This window comes from Streptomyces sp. NPDC050161 (genome assembly GCF_044460025.1).
In the GTDB taxonomy this organism is placed as follows: Bacteria; Actinomycetota; Actinomycetes; order Streptomycetales; family Streptomycetaceae; genus Streptomyces.
Window position 1 is genome coordinate 129,759 of sequence record NZ_JBITJM010000010.1, and the last position, 16,300, is coordinate 146,058.

General features: G+C 73.8%; 10 protein-coding genes. 4 read left to right on the plus strand and 6 right to left on the minus strand.

Going from position 1 to position 16,300, the window contains the following annotated elements:
• Positions 1-24: 24 nt before the first annotated feature.
• The 3 genes from ACIBK8_RS18660 to ACIBK8_RS18670 all read right to left on the minus strand — a co-directional run bounded on the left by ACIBK8_RS18660 (position 25) and on the right by ACIBK8_RS18670 (position 8,909).
• On the minus strand, positions 25-942 hold the full coding sequence (locus ACIBK8_RS18660; protein ID WP_399042942.1) for an inositol monophosphatase family protein: 918 nt from the start codon (positions 940-942) through the stop codon (positions 25-27).
• A gap of 126 nt (positions 943-1,068) precedes the next feature.
• Positions 1,069-2,928: a gamma-glutamyltransferase family protein gene (locus ACIBK8_RS18665; RefSeq protein ID WP_399042943.1), complete on the minus strand. Its 1,860-nt coding sequence runs from the start codon at positions 2,926-2,928 to the stop codon at positions 1,069-1,071.
• Positions 2,929-3,074: 146 nt separating this feature from the next.
• Positions 3,075-8,909, minus strand: coding sequence for a TIR domain-containing protein (locus tag ACIBK8_RS18670; protein WP_399042944.1), 5,835 nt, complete (start codon positions 8,907-8,909; stop codon positions 3,075-3,077).
• A 153-nt stretch (positions 8,910-9,062) separates the two neighbouring features.
• Between ACIBK8_RS18670 and ACIBK8_RS18675 the strand changes: the two genes are divergently transcribed.
• Positions 9,063-10,253, plus strand: coding sequence for an SLC13 family permease (locus tag ACIBK8_RS18675; protein ID WP_393681957.1), 1,191 nt, complete (start codon positions 9,063-9,065; stop codon positions 10,251-10,253).
• Positions 10,254-10,271: 18 nt separating this feature from the next.
• Here ACIBK8_RS18675 and ACIBK8_RS18680 read toward each other — a convergent pair whose 3' ends face one another.
• From ACIBK8_RS18680 to ACIBK8_RS18690, 3 genes are read right to left on the minus strand one after another with little or no spacing between them, the layout of a single operon-like run.
• A complete protein-coding gene (locus ACIBK8_RS18680) occupies positions 10,272-11,114 on the minus strand; it encodes an inositol monophosphatase family protein (RefSeq protein WP_399042945.1) in 843 nt (280 codons plus the stop codon).
• Positions 11,095-11,757, minus strand: a complete 663-nt coding sequence (locus ACIBK8_RS18685; RefSeq protein ID WP_399042946.1) for a hypothetical protein — start codon at positions 11,755-11,757, stop codon at positions 11,095-11,097. Before ACIBK8_RS18685 ends, ACIBK8_RS18680 begins: the two co-directional genes overlap by 20 nt.
• A 19-nt stretch (positions 11,758-11,776) precedes the next feature.
• A complete protein-coding gene (locus ACIBK8_RS18690) occupies positions 11,777-12,727 on the minus strand; it encodes a hypothetical protein (protein ID WP_399042947.1) in 951 nt (316 codons plus the stop codon).
• Positions 12,728-12,927: 200 nt separating this feature from the next.
• Here ACIBK8_RS18690 and ACIBK8_RS18695 point away from each other — a divergent pair, with 200 nt between their 5' ends.
• The 3 genes from ACIBK8_RS18695 to ACIBK8_RS18705 all read left to right on the plus strand — a co-directional run bounded on the left by ACIBK8_RS18695 (position 12,928) and on the right by ACIBK8_RS18705 (position 16,242).
• Positions 12,928-13,989, plus strand: coding sequence for a biotin/lipoate A/B protein ligase family protein (locus ACIBK8_RS18695; protein ID WP_399042948.1), 1,062 nt, complete (start codon positions 12,928-12,930; stop codon positions 13,987-13,989).
• Between the two features lie 88 nt (positions 13,990-14,077).
• Positions 14,078-15,352 (plus strand): VWA domain-containing protein, encoded by a 1,275-nt coding sequence (locus ACIBK8_RS18700; protein WP_399042949.1) that lies wholly within the window; start codon positions 14,078-14,080, stop codon positions 15,350-15,352.
• Positions 15,352-16,242: a hypothetical protein gene (locus ACIBK8_RS18705; protein WP_399042950.1), complete on the plus strand. Its 891-nt coding sequence runs from the start codon at positions 15,352-15,354 to the stop codon at positions 16,240-16,242. Before ACIBK8_RS18700 ends, ACIBK8_RS18705 begins: the two co-directional genes overlap by 1 nt.
• Positions 16,243-16,300 lie beyond the last annotated feature (58 nt).

The following is a 16,300-nucleotide window of genomic DNA, read 5'->3' on the forward strand; positions in this document are numbered from 1 at the left end:
GTGTCCGGTCCTCGTCGTTGAGGATCAGTTGGCGGCTGCCAGTAGTCCGAGGATACGCCGCGCGGTGTCGGCGTCCCGCGCCGCGGTGAAGGGCAGCGCATTGCCGCCCGCGATACGGAACGGCTCGCCCGCGACGGTGCCGCTCGCGCCGCCGGTCTCCTGCACGAGGAGCAGCCCGGCCGCGTGGTCCCAGGCGTTCTCCCAGCTGAAGGCCACGGCGTCGATCTGGCCCCTGGCTATGTGCAGGTACTCCAGGCCCGCCGAGCCGCAGGGGCGCGGGGCGATGCCGCCGGTGTCCAGGGCGGCGAGCACCCGCTTCTGCTCGTCGGTGGTGAAGTCGTAGTGCGAGATGGCGACGTCGATGCCCGCGGTGGACGCGGCGGGGCCCGGCATCAGCGGTTCGCCGTTGAGCGTGGCGCCGGCGCCGCGGCGGGCGACGGCCATCAGGTCGAGCGCGGGCGCGTACGTCCAGGAGGCCAGCAGTTCGCCGCGGTGGGCGAGGGTGACCAGCGTCGCGAAGCCGGGGTCGCCGTGGACGAACTGGCGGGTGCCGTCGACCGGGTCGACGATCCAGACCGGGGCGTCGCCGCGCAGGGCGTCGAGTATGGCGGGGTCGGCGTGCACGGCTTCCTCGCCGACCACCACGGAACCGGGCAGCAGGGCGGTGAGCGCGGCGGTGAGGTGCTCCTCGGCGCGGCGGTCGGCGACCGTGACGAGGTCGTGCGGGCCGTTCTTCTCGACGATCTCGTCCGCCGCGAGCTGCCGGAACCGCGGCAGGATCTCCTCGGCCGCCGCCCGGCGGACGGCCTCCTCGACGGCGGCGAGGTCGAGCGCCGACAGGTCGGGCGCCGGGGCCGCCGCGGCGTCGGCCGCGCTCGCGTCCGGCGCGGCTTCGGTGCTGTGCGTGAGGTCTCCCTGATGCGTACTGAGTGCTTCGATCATGTATCCATCGAACCACGCCCCACTGACACGGCGCCTGGACCAGAGGTGAATTCCGGATGCCCCGGGGGCCAATCGCAGGTGCGGCGGGGCGGCCCTCCACACCTGCGCGCCCGGTATCGCCGCAGGTCAGCGGCCCACCGCGTAGCCCTGCATGCCGCGCGGGTTCGCGGCCGACGACAGCACTCCGGTCTCCGGGTCACGGGCCACCGCGCACAGCCGCCCCTCCGACCAGGGGCCGCCGACGGTGACGCGGTGCCCGCGGCGGCGCAGCTCCTCGACGGTCCCGGTGCCGATCCGTGATTCGACGGTCACGGCGCCCGGCTGCATCGCCCGGGGGAAGAAGGAGCCGGGGAACGCGTCGTTGTGCCAGTTCGGGGCGTCGATCGCGCCCTGGAGGTCGAGACCGCCGCGTACCTCGGGGCGCAGGGTGACGGCGAGGAAGAAGTGCAGCTGCCACTGGTCCTGCTGGTCGCCGCCCGGGGTGCCGAAGGCCATCACCGGGACGCCGTCGCGCAGCGCCAGCGACGGGGTCAGGGTGGTGCGCGGCCGGCGGCCCGGGGTCAGCGAGTTGGGCAGCCCCTCCTCCAGCCAGGCCATCTGGAGCCGGCTGCCGAGCGGGAAGCCCAGGCCGGGCACGACGGGGTTGGACTGGAGCCAGCCGCCGGACGGGGTGGCGGAGACGAGGTTGCCCCAGCGGTCGACGATGTCGATGTGGCAGGTGTCCCCGCGGGTGGCGCCGCTGCGGTCGACCTCGGGCGCGACGCTCTGCGCGGGCAGGTCGTCCGCGTCGGCGGCGCTGGGCGCGACGGTCGGCTCGCCGATGCCCCCGGTCCGCCCGCCGCCGCCCGCTGCTCCCGCCCGCCCCGCGGCGACGGCCAGCGCGTGCCGGCTCAGCCGCGGGGTGCGGCCGTCCGGGCTGCCCGGCCGCAGCGCGTACGAGGCGTGCTCGCCGATCAGCTGCCGGCGCTCGGCGTTGTACGCGTCGCCGAGCAGGGTGCCGAGCGGGACGTCGGCCGCGTCGCCGTACCACGCCTCGCGGTCGGCCATCGCGAGTTTGCAGCCCTCGATGAGGGTGTGCACGTACTCGGGGCTGCCGTAGGCGGGCAACTCGTCGGGGAGCAGGGCGAGTTGCTGGAGAAAGACCGGGCCCTGGGACCAGCCGCCGGCCTTGGCGACGGTCCAGCCGTGCCGGTCGTAGGTGACGGGGTCCTCGTAGGACGCCGCGTAACCGGCGAGGTCGTCGCCGGTGAGGGTGCCGGCGTGCCGTTCGCCCGAGGTGTCCATGGCGGGGCGGGCCGCGGCCTCGGCGAGTGCGGTGCCGATGAAGCCCTCGCGCCAGATCCTGCGGGCCGCGTCGATCTGTCCGTCGCGGGAGGCCGAAGCGGCCTGTGCCTCGGTGGTGAGGCGGCGCCAGGTGGCGGCCAGCGGGCGGTTGCGCAGCAGGCCGCCCGGGGCGACGGACCTGCCGCCCGGCAGGTACACCTCGGCGGACGAGGTCCACTCCGTCGTGAAGAGTTCCCTGACCGTCTCGATGGTCTCGCCGATCCGCTCGACGGCCGGATGCCCGTGTTCCGCGTAGCCGATCGCGTACCGCAGCACCTCCGCGAGGGTCTTGGTGCCGTGGTCGCGCAGCAGCAGCATCCAGGCGTCGAAGGCGCCGGGCACGGCGGCGGCCAGCGGTCCGGTGCCCGGCACCAGGTCGAGGCCGAGCCCGGTGTAGTGCGCCACGCTCGCCCCGGCCGGCGCAGGACCCTGCCCGCACAGCACGCGCACGGGGCCGCCCGCGGGCGCCAGGATGATCGGGACCTCGCCCGCCGGGCCGTTCAGGTGCGGCTCGACGACATGCAGCACGAAGCCGGCGGCGACGGCCGCGTCGTAGGCGTTGCCGCCGTCCTCCAGGACCGCCATCGCGGACTGGGACGCCAGCCAGTGCGTGGTGGATGCCATCCCGAAGGTGCCGTGCAGGGTCGGGCGGGTGGTGAACACGGGCGGGCTCCTTGTGCGCTGCGGCGGTGCGGACGGGACCGATCAAGGAACCCAGCAGACCGCATGCCGCATCCGGGGGCAAGGGTGCCCGGCAGGCGGGACGGGCCCGCCCCCGGTGGAAACCGCCGCCCGCCCCTACAAATCCGCTACAACTCCGCGTCCAGGGACAGCCGGTGGACGCCGGGGAGATAGTCGTCCAGTTCTCCCGGGGTGAAGCGGGCCATGCCGACGACGTGCCAGAACTCGCCCGCCACATCGCCCTCGTACTTGTAGCCGCCCTCGGGGGTGAGCGCCGCCCAGCCGTCCGGCACGCCGATCAGCGTGGCGCGCAGGGACGGTTCGGGCGCGCTGCCCGCGCCGTCCGGTGCGGGGACGTCCCAGAGGCGGATCGTGCCGTCCTCGCCGCAGCTGGCCAGGCGCGAGCCGTCGGGGTGGAAGGCGAGCGAGAAGATGCGCCCGGTGTGGCCGGTGAGGCGGGCGATGCGGGTGCCGGTGACGGTGTCCCAGAGGCAGACGGTGCGGTCGTCGCCCGCGGTCGCCAGGAGCGGGCGGTACGGGTGCGCGACGGCCGCCCACAGCCGGCCGTGGTGGCCGCGCAGGACGTGCCGGAGCACGCCGTCCTGCCAGATGGCGGCCGTGCCGTCCCAGGATGCGCTGCCGACCCACTCGCCGCCGGCGCCGAAGGTGACCGCGTACACCCGGTCGGTGTGGCCTTCGAGTTCGGTCACCAGGAGGCTGCCCGCGACGTTCCAGAGGCGGACGCGGCCGTCGTCGCAGCCGGTGGCGAGGAGTTCGCCGTCGCCGCGGAAGGCGATGGAGCGCACCCGGCCGTGGTGCTCGTTCAGGGTGGCGACATGGGCGCCGGTGCTGCGCCACCACAGGCGGACCGAGTCGTCGTCGTTGGCGGTGGCGAGCAGTTCGCCGTCCGCGCTGAACGCCTCGGCCCAGGTGTGGTCGGTCTCCACGTCGATCTCGCGGAGGTACTCGCCGTTCGCGGCGTTCCACAGGTAGACGTCGCCGTCGTTGCTCGCCGTGCCCAGGACCGGTCCCGCCGGGCTGAAGACGGCGGAGATCAACCGGTCGCCGCGGCCGGAGAGTTCGGCGGCCCGGCGGCCGGTGCGCGCGTCCCAGAGCCGGACGATGCCGTCGTTGCCGCAGCTGGCGAGACGGCTGCCGTCGGAGTTGAAGGCGACGGTGTTCACCCGGCGGCCGTGGCCGCGCAGGATCCGCTTGCCCTGGCCCGTGTCGGCGTCCCAGATCTGGGCGCCGCCGTCGTTGCCGACGGTGACGAGCTGGCTGTCCTGCGGGCGGAAGCGGCAGGCCCAGGCGGAGCCGCGGTGTTCGACGGGCTGCTGGCGCAGCAGGGTGACGTTGCGGTGGCCGCCGCCCGACGCGACCCGCCACAGCCGGACCGTGCCGTCGCTGTCACAGGCGGCGAGCAGCCTGCCTTCGTTGCCGAACATCACTTGGTAGACCGCGCCGGTGCAGCACTCCAGGGTGCCGGCCGGTGCGCCGACCACCGGATCCCACAGCCGGACCTGGCCGTCGGTGTCGCCGCTGACCAGCAGATTGCCGTCGGGGTGGAAGTCGAGGGTGTAGACGCGTCCGGTGTGTCCGGTGAACTCGTGCAGCAGGCGCGCGTCCGAGAGCCGCCAGACGCGGACCGTGCCCTGCCCTTCGGCGCCCTGGTCCCCGGTGGCCAGCAACGTGCCGTCGGGGCTGAACCGGGCGCGGTAGACGGCCCCTTGGTGGCCGGGCAGGCGGCCGGTGCACGTTCCGGTGCGGGTGTCCCAGATGCGCAGTCCCGCCGCCGCGTCGCCGGTGACCAGGGTGCGGCCGTCCGGGCTGAACACCGCGGTGTAGACGGGCGCGGTGTGGCCGGGCAGGTGGTGCAGCGGCATGCCGCTCGCGGTGTCCCAGAGCGTCACCATGCCGTCGGCGTCACCGGTGGCGACGACGGTGCCGTCCTCGTCGAGCGAGACCGGCCAGACGCCGCCGGGGTGGACGTCGATGCGGTGCAGGCAGCTGCCCGACACCGGATCCCACAGGCGTACCGTGCCGTCGGCGCCGCCGGTGGCGAGCACCCGGGAGCGGAACTTGACGGCGTAGACCCGCCCTTCGTGCCCGTGCAGGGTGCGCAGCGCGCGGCCGGTGTCCGCGGCGCAGACCAGGACCCCGCCGTCCTCACTGCCCACCGCGAGGAGTTCACCTGCGGGGCTGTACGAGATGGGCTCGGGCAGCCGGCTGGTGCGCATGTCGAAGCCGTACGGGACGCCGACGGCCGCCGGGCGGAAACCGGCCTCCACCGGCATGCCGGGCGCGAGGGCCGCGGTGCTCAGTTCGGGGGCCGCGCGGACCTGCGCGTCGAGTACCGGGTCGATGAGGGCGGCGCGGTTCCAGCGGCTGCCGGTGAGGCGGGCGCCGCGCAGGTCGGCGCGGGTGAGGCGGGCGCCGCGCAGGTCGGCGCCGGTGAAGTCGGCGCCGCTGAGGTCGGCGTGGTCGAGGCGGGCGCCGTTCAGCCGGGCGTCCTTGAGCACGGCGCCGGAGAGGTTGGCGCCGATCAGCCGGGTGTCGGTGAGGTCGGCGCCGGTGAGGTCGACGCCGGAGAAGTCCCGCCCGGAGAGGTCCTCGCCGGACAGCCGGGCGGCGCGCAGGTCGGCGTTGGCCGGCACCCGCAGCCGGTCGATGATCCGGACGGCGTTGGCGCGGGCCGCGTCACTGGTGCCGGGGCCCGGGGCGTTGAGGACCGTACGGACCCACTCGGTGCACAGGCCGTGGTCGGCGAGGTCGCAGAAGAACTCGACGGCGAGCGGGCTGAAGGGGCGGGCGGACAGCAGGGTGCCGTCCCCGTGGGCCAGTTGAGCCGCGGCCTCGCGGGCGACGAGCCATTCGACGACGGAGCCGTGGATGAACTGGAAGAGCCCGTCGTCGGTGCGGACCAGGAGGCTGCCCGCGCCGACGGCCTGGGCGCGTTCCTGGGTGGACAGCGTGCCGGCCGACAGTTCGCTGAGCGCGGCGGAGACGGTGTCGGTCAGCTCGTCGAGGCGCAGGCCGCTGCGCCCGCTCTCCCACAGGCGCCTGGCGAGTGCGGTGACCGCGGTCCAGAGGTGGTCGATGCCCAGGCCGGGAGCGGCGCCGGGGCCGCCCTGGCCGCGGCGTTCCTCGTGGGCGAGCCAGGCGGTGAACACGTCCTCGTAGAGCCGGGCGGGGCTCAGCGCGCGGCCGGCTCCGGCGACCGCGCGCAGCTGGTCCTGGTCGAGGTCGGCGACGAAGCTGAGCAGCCGGGGGTTGGCGCACAGGGCGAGCAGGTCGGGGATGTTCTGGAGGAGCTGGAAGCGGCGGTCGGCGGCCTCCTCGTCGGCGTAGCGGTTGACGAGGTAGGCGCGGATCTGGGCCGGGACGAACCCTTCGAGGGAGAGGATGCGGCGCTGCGGGAGCAGGCCGACGCGTTCGCCGAGCGCGGTGAGGATCTGGTCGCGTGACTTGAAGTGCTGGGTGCGGCTGCTCACCACGATCTTGGCGTTGTCGACGGCGGCGTTCAGGAGCACCTGGAGGTGGTCGGCGGCCCGGTCGTAGCTGACGCGGTTGACGAGTTCGTCGAAACCGTCGAAGAGCAGCACGACGCGGCCCTGTCCGAGCATGTAGCGCAGCGCGCGCAGGTCGATGGTGTCGACGTCGTGCCCGGCGAGGTGGGCGGCGACCAGACCTTCGAGGCTGTGCGCGCGGTCGAGGGTGTTGAGCGGGATGAGCAGGGGCGTGAGGTGCGGGAGCCGTTCGGGGATGCGGCGGGCCAGCTCGCGCAGGGCGAAGGTCTTGCCGTGGCCGAAGTCGCCGAGCAGCAGCATGAAGCGGCCGTGGTCGGTCTCCAGGAGTTGCAGCATGGCCTCGACGAGACCCTCGCGTTCCTCGCCGTCGGGGCGTTCGGCGTCGCGGTAGCGCTGCGGGAGGTAGAGGTCGGGTGCGTACCTGTCGTCGTTGCCGAGCCTGGCGGTCTGGGCCGTGACGTAGGCCCGCAGGTCGAGCAGGCCCTGGAATTCGAGAAAGCTGCGCACCCGGATGCCGCGGCGGCCCGCCCGTTCGCGGAGCGCGGGCTCCGGTGGCGGCCCGGCGTGGATCAGTTCGGCGTCGGAGCCGGTGTCGGTGGCGTGCGCCTGGGCGAGGAAACGGTCGAGTTCGCCGTCGGTGGGGGTGCCGGGGTGGACGGCGATCCGCTGCTGCCGTACGACTCCCTCGTCGTTCCAGGTGACCATGATCTGGGTCAGGTCGTCGGGGGCGCCGCGCGGTACGTCCCGCAGGCGTACGCCCTCCTGCCGGGCCCGGCAGACCTCCTTGACGCGTTCGGCGAGCGAGTCGGCGGGCTCATCGACCGAGCGGTTGTCGGCGGGCGCGGCGGCGGGCGGCGGGGCGGCGGGCTCGCCGGGCGGCGTGAAGATGCGGTGGGCGCTGCGCCAGGAGACGGGGAACTCGGCGGGTGCGGTGGGTTCTTCGCCGGTCCAGCGGGTGACCTTGTCTGCGGTGACCCGCAGCAGCTCGAACCTGGCGGGGGCCGCGGAGCCGAACAGCGGCAGCTCGCCCCCGGTGAGCGGCAGCAGGTCGTGCGCGGGCTCGGCGGTGCTGGTGCGGGGGCCGCCGCTGGGGCCGTGCAGCAGGAAGTGCAGCCGGGGTGCGGTGAGGCGGGTGAAGGTGTCGACGTCGCGCAGCGGTCCTGGGCCGCCGGGTGCGTCGCCCGGTCGCCTGCGGCCGGTGAGCGGGTGCCGGAGCGCGCCGATGCGCAGCCAGCCCTCGTCCTCGTAGCCGCGCAGTGCCTCGGCGAACCAGGTGGCCTGGTCGCGTCCGAGGTAGCCGTACTGGTCGTCGGGGCGGTGGCTGTAGGCGATGGAGGAGTTGAACCCGGCGATGACGGTGTGGAGTTCGGGCACCGGGAACAGCGTCCAGGGCTGGTCGCTGTCGAAGACCGTGTCGAGACCTTCGTAGAGGCCGCGGAAGAGCCGGGTGTAGTGGCGCCACTTGGGCCAGTACGGGGGCTGCGGCGGGATCTCGTCCGCCTCGCAGGTGTGGAAGTAGCCGAGGCAGGCGGCCTGGCTGACGTCCTGGTTGCCCGGCACGACGATGACGCGCTGGGGCGGCAGGTCGAGCTGGGAGCGCAGGCCGGTGAGGAAGCTGAGGGCCTGGTCGCACTCGCGGGGGCTGCCGGACGCCGTCAGGTCGCCGGTGACGACGAGGAGGTCGGGGGACGGTGCGCCGGCGTCCTTCAGCTCGACGAGGTCGCTGCGGATCTCCCGGCGCAGGGCGTCGGGTTCCCGGCCGCGGCCGAAGTCGGGGCCCGCGAGGTGCAACACGGTCAGGGCGTCGGGCGGGCCCGCCGCGCCCGGCGCCTGCGGGTACTGGGGCGCCCTGGCCGGGCGGCGGCGCCCCGACCAGCCGGTGCGGCCGAGCGGGCGCTGGCGTTCGTCGGAGTGCCCGTTGGGCGCCGGAATCCTGGGGCGTCCGGTGGCGGTGAGGCTGCCGGGGTAGCCGGGGCGCTGTCCCGGGCGGGCGTGGCCTTCGACGGCCTGTCCGACGCGGGTGAGCAGCATGCCGCGCGCCGTCTCCGGGTCGGCGACACCGACGAGGTCGACGTAGGTGATGGTGGCGAGCAGCCCCTCGATCGGGATGTCCTCGACGCGGACGGTGAGCAGCTTGCGCTCCGGCTCCTCGGGCTCGGCGCGCAGCGCGGCCTGCCATTCCATGCGGCCGTAGGTGGAGCGTCCGTAGTGTCCGGAGAGTACGGCGATGACGGCGACGGACTCGCTGACGCCGCGGTCCATGAAGTCGATGAAGTTGGTGCCCGCGACAAAGTCCCACGCCTGGATCACCGTGCGGTATCCGGCTTCCTCCAGGGTCCAGGCGATCCAGGAGGCCCACTGTTCGTCCGCAGGCGAGTAGCTGATGAAGAAGTCCAAGTCACGTGCGTGGTCCATCAGTTCCCGGTCTGTCGCCATGGCCCCCATCGTAGGAGTTGTGGCCGCGGCTGGGCAGGCCCTTTACGGATCATCAGCACATCGCGACGGCGCGGTGGCGGTGGCACGGGCGGTGCGGGGCGGGCGGCTGCCTCCCACCGTGCCGCCTGTGGCCGGTGTGCGACCCTGTCTGCCGTGCGATTTCTCAAGCGTCTGCATCCCCTGGACTGGCTGGCCGCCGGGCTGCTCGCGTGCGGCCTGGTCTTCGTCGCCACGGGCCTGCTGCCGACCGGCCCCGCCGGGGACGCGATGACGCGCATCGGGCCGCTGCTGGTGTTCCTGGCCACGGTCATCGTCATGGCGGAACTGACCGGCAAGGCCCAGGTGTTCGACGCGGTGGCGTCCTGGGTGTCCCGCGCCGCCAAGGGGAACTATCTGCTCCTGTTCGGGCTCTGTGTCCTGTTCGCCTCGGTCACCACCATCGCGCTGAACCTCGACACCACGGCGGTCCTGCTGACGCCGGTGATGCTGGCGCTGGCCACCCGGGTCGGCATCGCGCCGGTGCCGCTGGCGATGACGACGGTGTGGCTGGCGAACACCGCGAGCCTGCTGCTGCCGGTGTCGAACCTGACGAATCTGCTGGCGTCGGACCGCGTCGGCCTGACCCCCACCGAGATGGCCGCCAGGATGGGGCTGCCGCAACTGGCCGCCATCGTCGTGACCATGGCCTGCCTGTGGGGCTTCTACTGGCGGCGCGGACGCCGCGGAGCCGCGGTGTACGTGCCGCCGCCCCCGCTGAAGCCCGCCGACCCGGTGCTGTTCCGGATCTGCGCCGTGGCCTGTGCGGGGTTCCTGGTGGCGATCCTCGTCGCCGACGTGCCCCTGTGGTCGGCCTCGCTGACCACGATGCTGGTCGTCGTGCTGGCCTTCGCGTTCCGGCGCCGGGCCGACCTGCGGCTCTCGCTGGTCCCCTGGCGGCTGCTGGTGCTGGTGCCGGGGATGTTCCTGGTCGTGGAGACGGTCAACACGCACGGCCTGCACGAGCTGTTGACGGCCGCGGTGGGCCCGGACGGCGGTCTGCTCGGCATGCTGCGCTCGGCGGGGGTCGGCGCCGGGCTCTCCAACGTCCTCAACAACCTGCCGGTCTACATGGCGGGCGAGGCGGCGGTCCCGGTCGGCAACCACGACCAGCTGCTGTCCCTGCTCATCGGCACCAACGTCGGCCCGCTCGTGACCCCTTGGGCCTCGCTGGCGACGCTGCTCTGGTTCGAACGCTGCCGGGGGCACGGCACCGCCATCCCGCTGCGGCGCTTCATGGGGACCGGCTTCGTCCTCGCCGTGACGGCGACGCTGGCGGCCACGGCGGCACTGGCCGTCACCGCCTGACCCGGGCCCGCCCGCCGCTCAGGACACCTCCGCCGCCGCGACCACGTCCAGCAGGTACGCCAGGGTGTCCGCGCGCGCCGCGACGAAACTGCGGTCCGCGTCGGGCCCTGCGAATCCCACACGGAAGTCGCCGCCCGTCAGCGTGCGGAAGGCGACACCCGACTCGGACGCCAGGAGCGCGCCGGGCGGGAAGTCGATGCCCTCGGCGCAGTAGCCGACGAAGCCGTCGATGGTGCCGCGGGCCAGCATGCTCCAGCCCAGCAGCGGTGCCCACAGCTGGAGCACCCGCCGGGAGCGGCGCTCCAGTTGGCGGCGCAGGCCCGCGGCGACGGTGTCGTCCCGGCCGACGGCGTGCCCCTGGGTCCAGGCCACCACAGGCCCTGCCTGCGGCACCCGCCCGGCGGGCCCCGGCAGCCCGCCGCCCGCGCCGTACGCGCCCTGCCCGGCCACCGCGCGCCAGGTGCTGCCGGTGACGGGCTCGTGCACCACCCCGACCACGGGCTCGCCGTCGACGCACAGGCCGATGCCGACGGCGTACGAGGGCAGCCCGATCGCGACGTTGTTGCTGCCGTCGAGCGGGTCCACCAGCCAGGTCCGCCGGCCGACCGCGTCGAAGAGCCCGGCTTCCTCCGACAGGATCCGGTCGTGCGGGAAGTGCGTCTGGAGCCGGGCCAGGACGATTTTCTCGGCGGCCAGGTCGAGGTCGGTGACGACGTCGCCCGCGGCGTCCTTCACGCCCACCGCCTGCGCTCCGGTGAAGCGGGCGCGCAGCATCGCGCCCGCCTCCTCGGCGGCAGCGACGGCCACCCGCTGTTCGCGGGCGTACGGCGCGCCGCCCGGGTCACTCTCGCTGCTCGGCATGGATCCTCCTGAGTGCGGTGCGCACGGTCCGTTCGGTGTGTTCCGCCGCGCACAGCCGGCGCACCGTGCGGTGCCTGCGGCCGTGCACGGGCCCGAGGGAGAGATCGGTGTGGCCCGGCAGTGACCTGCCGAGCACCAGGGTCGCGGTGGGTTCGCCCTCGGCGACGACGGTGGCGTGGAATTCGCCGGCCGGCAGCGCGTAGGTCTCACCGCTGACGCTGGAGTGGGCGGGGCCTGGCTCGCAGCGCACCAGGCGGGACGTGGGCCGCAGTTCGTCGACGCCGGACGGCGCGCTGACGACTTCGAAGACCCGGTGGGTGGCGCCTTCGCCGCCGTCGGTCACCCGCACCGGGAGGTTGCCGACCCGGCCGTAGAGCACGTAGCTGCGCAGCTCCCAGCTGTGGGCGTGCATGGGTGCCGCGGTGGGTTGGGCGTCGGCTGCGCCGCTCTCGAAGAGGTGGACGCAGACGCCGCGGGCGCCGTCGCGGTGGAGCGGCAGGCAGAGGAAGCCGAGCGGGTGCCGCACGGCGCGCAACTCCCGTTTGCCTGCGGCGATGTCCTCCAGTACGCCGGTGACGCGCTCGCGTGGAGCGCCCCGTTCACCGCCGGGCCGGAGAAGGTGATCGAGCGTGTCGTAGTCCATGGGTCGCGCCCGAGGCGTCTCACCTCCGGTAGGGGTCCTCGGCGTGCAGGGCCTTTTCGATGATCTCGCCGACGTCGGCGTCGGTGAAGACCGTCGGGAGCGGGAGGCCCACGTCGTCGAAGACCGTGCGGACCTCGTCGACGGTCGGCTCCTCGCCGAGCGGTGCGATGCCGCGCAGGTCGAGCTTGACGGCCTGTTCCCTGCTCTGGTGCAGCTCGGTGACGTAGTAGTCGTAGAGCGGCTGGTCGCGGGCGACCAGGAGGTTGACGCGGCTGGGGTCGTCCTGGGTGATGATCAGGCAGGATTCGGACAGGTCGAAGCGGAGGGTCGGCACCCCCGAGGAGAGGTGCACGCTGATCTCCAGGGTGTCGAGGCGCTGCCGGAACCAGCAGGCGGCCAGCACGGTGGCGTAGGACTCCTTGCGCGTCCGGTCCGTCGTCCAGGCGTTGGCCGCGGCGACGTTGCGCTGGCGCGCGAACGTCTGGCGGAAGCGGGCGTATGCCGAACAGGTCCGCTCGTCACCGGGGTTGATGATGTCGATCTTGACGCTGAGCTGGGCGCGCTGGCGGGTGGCGGTCTCCACGCAGCGGGGCAGCGTCACGGCCCGCAGGTAGGTGCCCGTGCCGCCCTTGAAGTACCACCGGTTCGTCTGCTGTCTGGCCTTCTCCAGCGCCTCGCCGACCTGGTCGCCGGAGAGCGAGCGGACCATGGCGAGGTCCTCCAGGGCCCGGCGGGTCTCGCCGTTCGCCTCCTGGATGTCGGACTTGCGCCGCAGGCGCTCGGTCATCGAGCCGACCGCCAGGGTGCCGAGTACCAGCAAGGTCGCGCCGGACGAGACGTCGTCGCTGATGACGTCGCCGAAGACGTCCATCATGCCGATGGTCAGACCGAGCCCGACGGCGATGACCACGTCCAGGTTCTTGATCACCCAGGCCACGCCGGTCTCCACACGTCCCACTTGCTGTGCCACGTGTTCATCCCTCCCCGTGATGACGGCATCGTAGGAGCTTCGGGTTCCCGCTGGCCAGGGGCGACGGGCGGGCCCCTGGCCGCGGATGCACCCGGGTCCGCGCGGGGACGCCGGGAATGTCCCGTCCCGCATTACCGTTGGTGACGACCGCGGGGCACCGGCCGGCCGCGGGACGACGTGCGACTTCAGGAGGATGTGCCGTGCAGGGCAAGCACCACGGTGAGTACAAGGTGCCGGGCGGCAAGCTCGTCGTCGTCGATCTGGACGTGGCGGGCGGCGCGTTGCGCGGCGTACGGGTCGCCGGGGACTTCTTCCTGGAGCCGGACGAGGCGCTGGACGCCATCAACGGCGCCTTGGAGGGCGCCCCTTCGGACACCGACGCGCGGGGGCTCGCGGCCCGGATCGACGCGGCGCTGCCGGCCGGCGCGGTGCTGTTCGGGTTCAGCAGCGAGGCGGTGGGCATCGCGGTACGGCGGGCCGTGGCGGACGCGGCCGACTGGACCGACTTTGACTGGCAGATCATCCACGAGGCCCCGCAGCCCCCGGCGCTGCACATGGCGCTCGACGAGGTGCTCACCCAGGAGGTCGCGGCGGGCCGCCGGCAGCCGACGCTGCGGGTGTGGGAGTGGGACCGTCCCGCCGTGATCATCGGCAGTTTCCAGTCGCTGAGCAACGAGGTCGACCCCGAGGGCGCCGCCCGGCACGGCGTGAGCGTGGTGCGGCGGATCAGCGGCGGCGGCGCGATGTTCGTCGAGCCGGGCAACACCATCACGTACTCACTGTGCGTACCCGACGCCCTGGTGCAGGGACTCTCGTTCGCGGAGAGCTACGCGTACCTGGACGACTGGGTGCTGGCCGCGCTCGGCGACATGGGCATCAACGCCTGGTACAAGCCGCTCAACGACATCGCGACCGACGCCGGGAAGATCGCCGGCGCCGCGCAGAAGCGGGTGGCGTCCGGCGCGGTGCTGCACCACGTGACGATGTCGTACGACATCGACGCGGACAAGATGGTCGAGGTGCTGCGGATCGGGCAGGAGAAGCTGTCGGACAAGGGCACCACCAGCGCGAAGAAGCGGGTGGATCCGCTGCGCCGGCAGACCGGGCTGCCGCGTGCCGAGGTCATCGACCGGATGATCGCGTCGTTCCGGTCGCGTTACGGCGGCACGGACGGCGCGGTGAGCCCGTCGGAGCTGGCCCGCGCCCAGGAACTGGCGGCGGGCAAGTTCAGCTCGCCGGAGTGGCTCGGCCGGGTGCCGTAGGGCGGCGGCTGCCGGGAACTGCGGGCCGGTGTCCGGCATCTGACGCCCCGTTTTGGCTTGGCGGGCCGATCCTCCATACGATCCGTCGATGATCATAAGAAAGCGGCTGGCGGCCGGGGTGTGCGGCCTGCTCGCCACCTTGGCCATCGGCCTGCTCCCCACACCCGCAGCGGCCGGTGAGCCGGACGCGAAACCCGCCCCGAAGGTGGAACTGGTCCTCGACGTCAGCGGCTCCATGCGAGCCCGCGACCTCGACGGGCGCAGCCGGATGGCCGCCGCGAAGACCGCGTTCAACGAGGTGCTGGACGCGGTGCCGGACGAGGTACAGCTCGGCATCCGCACCCTCGGCGCGAACTACCCGGGGCAGGACCGCAAGGTGGGCTGCAAGGACACCAAGCTCCTCTACCCCGTCGGCCCCCTCGACCGTACCGAGGCCAAGACGGCGGTCGGGACGCTGGCCCCCACGGGCTGGACGCCGATCGGCCCGGCGCTGCTCGGCGCCGCCGACGACCTCAAGGGCGGCGACGCGACCCGGCGGATCGTCCTCATCACCGACGGCGAGGACACCTGCCAGCCGCTCGACCCCTGCGAGGTGGCCAGGGACATCGCCGCCAAGGGCATCCACCTGACCGTCGACACGCTGGGCCTGCTGCCGGACGACAAGACCCGCAAGCAGCTCAGCTGCATCGCCGAGGCGACCGGCGGCACCTACACCTCGGTGCAGCACACCGACCAGCTGCGGGACCGGGTGCACCAGTTGGTGGACCGGGCGGCTGATCCCGTCGTCACGCCGGTGGCGACGCGGGGCGCGCAGGAGTGCAGCACGGCGCCCGAACTCAAGCCGGGCCTGTACAACGACCGGGAGAAGTTCGCCGAGCACCGCTGGTACCGGGTCGGCGTCCGTCCCGGCCAGGAGCTGCGGGCGTCGGTGAGCATCGGCGCCGACCGCGCCGTGGACAACGACTACGGCGTGCTGCTGCGGGCGGTGTCCACGCACGGCCGGGAGATCGTCCGCGGTTCGGAGGCGGGCGACGGGCGGACCGATGTCGTCTCCACCGGTCTGCGCTATCCCCTGCCGGATGCGGACGCGCCCGACGGCGGCGGTGAGCCGCCGGCCCAGATGATCTGCCTCCAGGTCAGCAACTCCTTCTCGGCTCCCGCGTCGGTGAAGCGGGATCCGGGCCTGCCCGTCGAGCTGGCCGTCGACGTCGTCGACGCGCCCCACGACGCCGCCGACCCGGCCTCCTTCGGTCTCGGCCGCGGCTGGTGGCTGCTGATCACCCTGGCACTCGCCGGTCTGGTGGGCGGCCTGGTGTGGGGCTGGATCTCCCGCTGGCGCATCTCCGTCTGGAGGACCAACTGATGCGGACCCTGCGCACCGTGACGGCCGCCCTGCTCGCCGCCGGCGGCCTGCTCGCCACGGCGGGGCCCGCCCTCGCCGACGACCCGACCCCGGCGTCCGGCAGCGCCACGCCGAGCTCCGGTTCCGACCCGGACGCCCCGCCCGCGCCGACCGAGGCGGGCACCTCGTTCCGTACCGCCACCCTGCTCGCGGCCGGGCAGCGGGCCACCGCCGACGGTTCCACCGGCGACTACCTGTACTGGGCCGTCCCGCTCGACCAGGGGCAGGACGCGACGGTACGGGCGAAGGTGAAGCTGCCGGAGACCGCCGGGCACTCCGCCGCCACCTGGCAGCTCGACGTGTACGACGGGCTGCGCCGCCGCCAGTCGTGCCGCTACGGGATGCAGGCCCGCAAGGTCGCGGCGGACGCCGGTTCGGTGGAGCTGGCGTGCACCCTGCGCACCGTCCGCTCCTGGGCGGAGCCGTGGTCCAACGACCCGCTGCCCGGCCGGTATTACCTGCGCCTGACGGCCACCGACCTGGCGCCGCAGGACCTGGGCCAGCCGGTGCACGCCGAGGTGGAGGCCACCGTCTCCGACGCGGGCGGCGCGCACGCCGTGGACGGTGCGCTGGCCGCACCGCTGGTCCCGGGGGCGGGCACCGCCGACGCCGCGGACGACGACAGCTCGCCCGCGGCGGACGACGACGGTTCGCCTTCCGCGACGGCGAGCGCGTCCCCCGGCCCGCAGGCGGCGGCCGGTGAACCGGACGGCGGCTGGTCGTCGGGCCGCTGGTCCGACCGCTGGATCTGGACCGCGGCCGGCGGCGTGCTGGCCGCGCTCGGCGGCATCGCGGGCTACCGCCTCACCCGGGGCCGCGGGCGCCCGTCCCGGGTGCCTCCTGGCGTCTGAGGCCGGACGCGTACGTCCCGCGCCGCGGCGGTCACGGTGCCTCGCACCGTGACCGCCG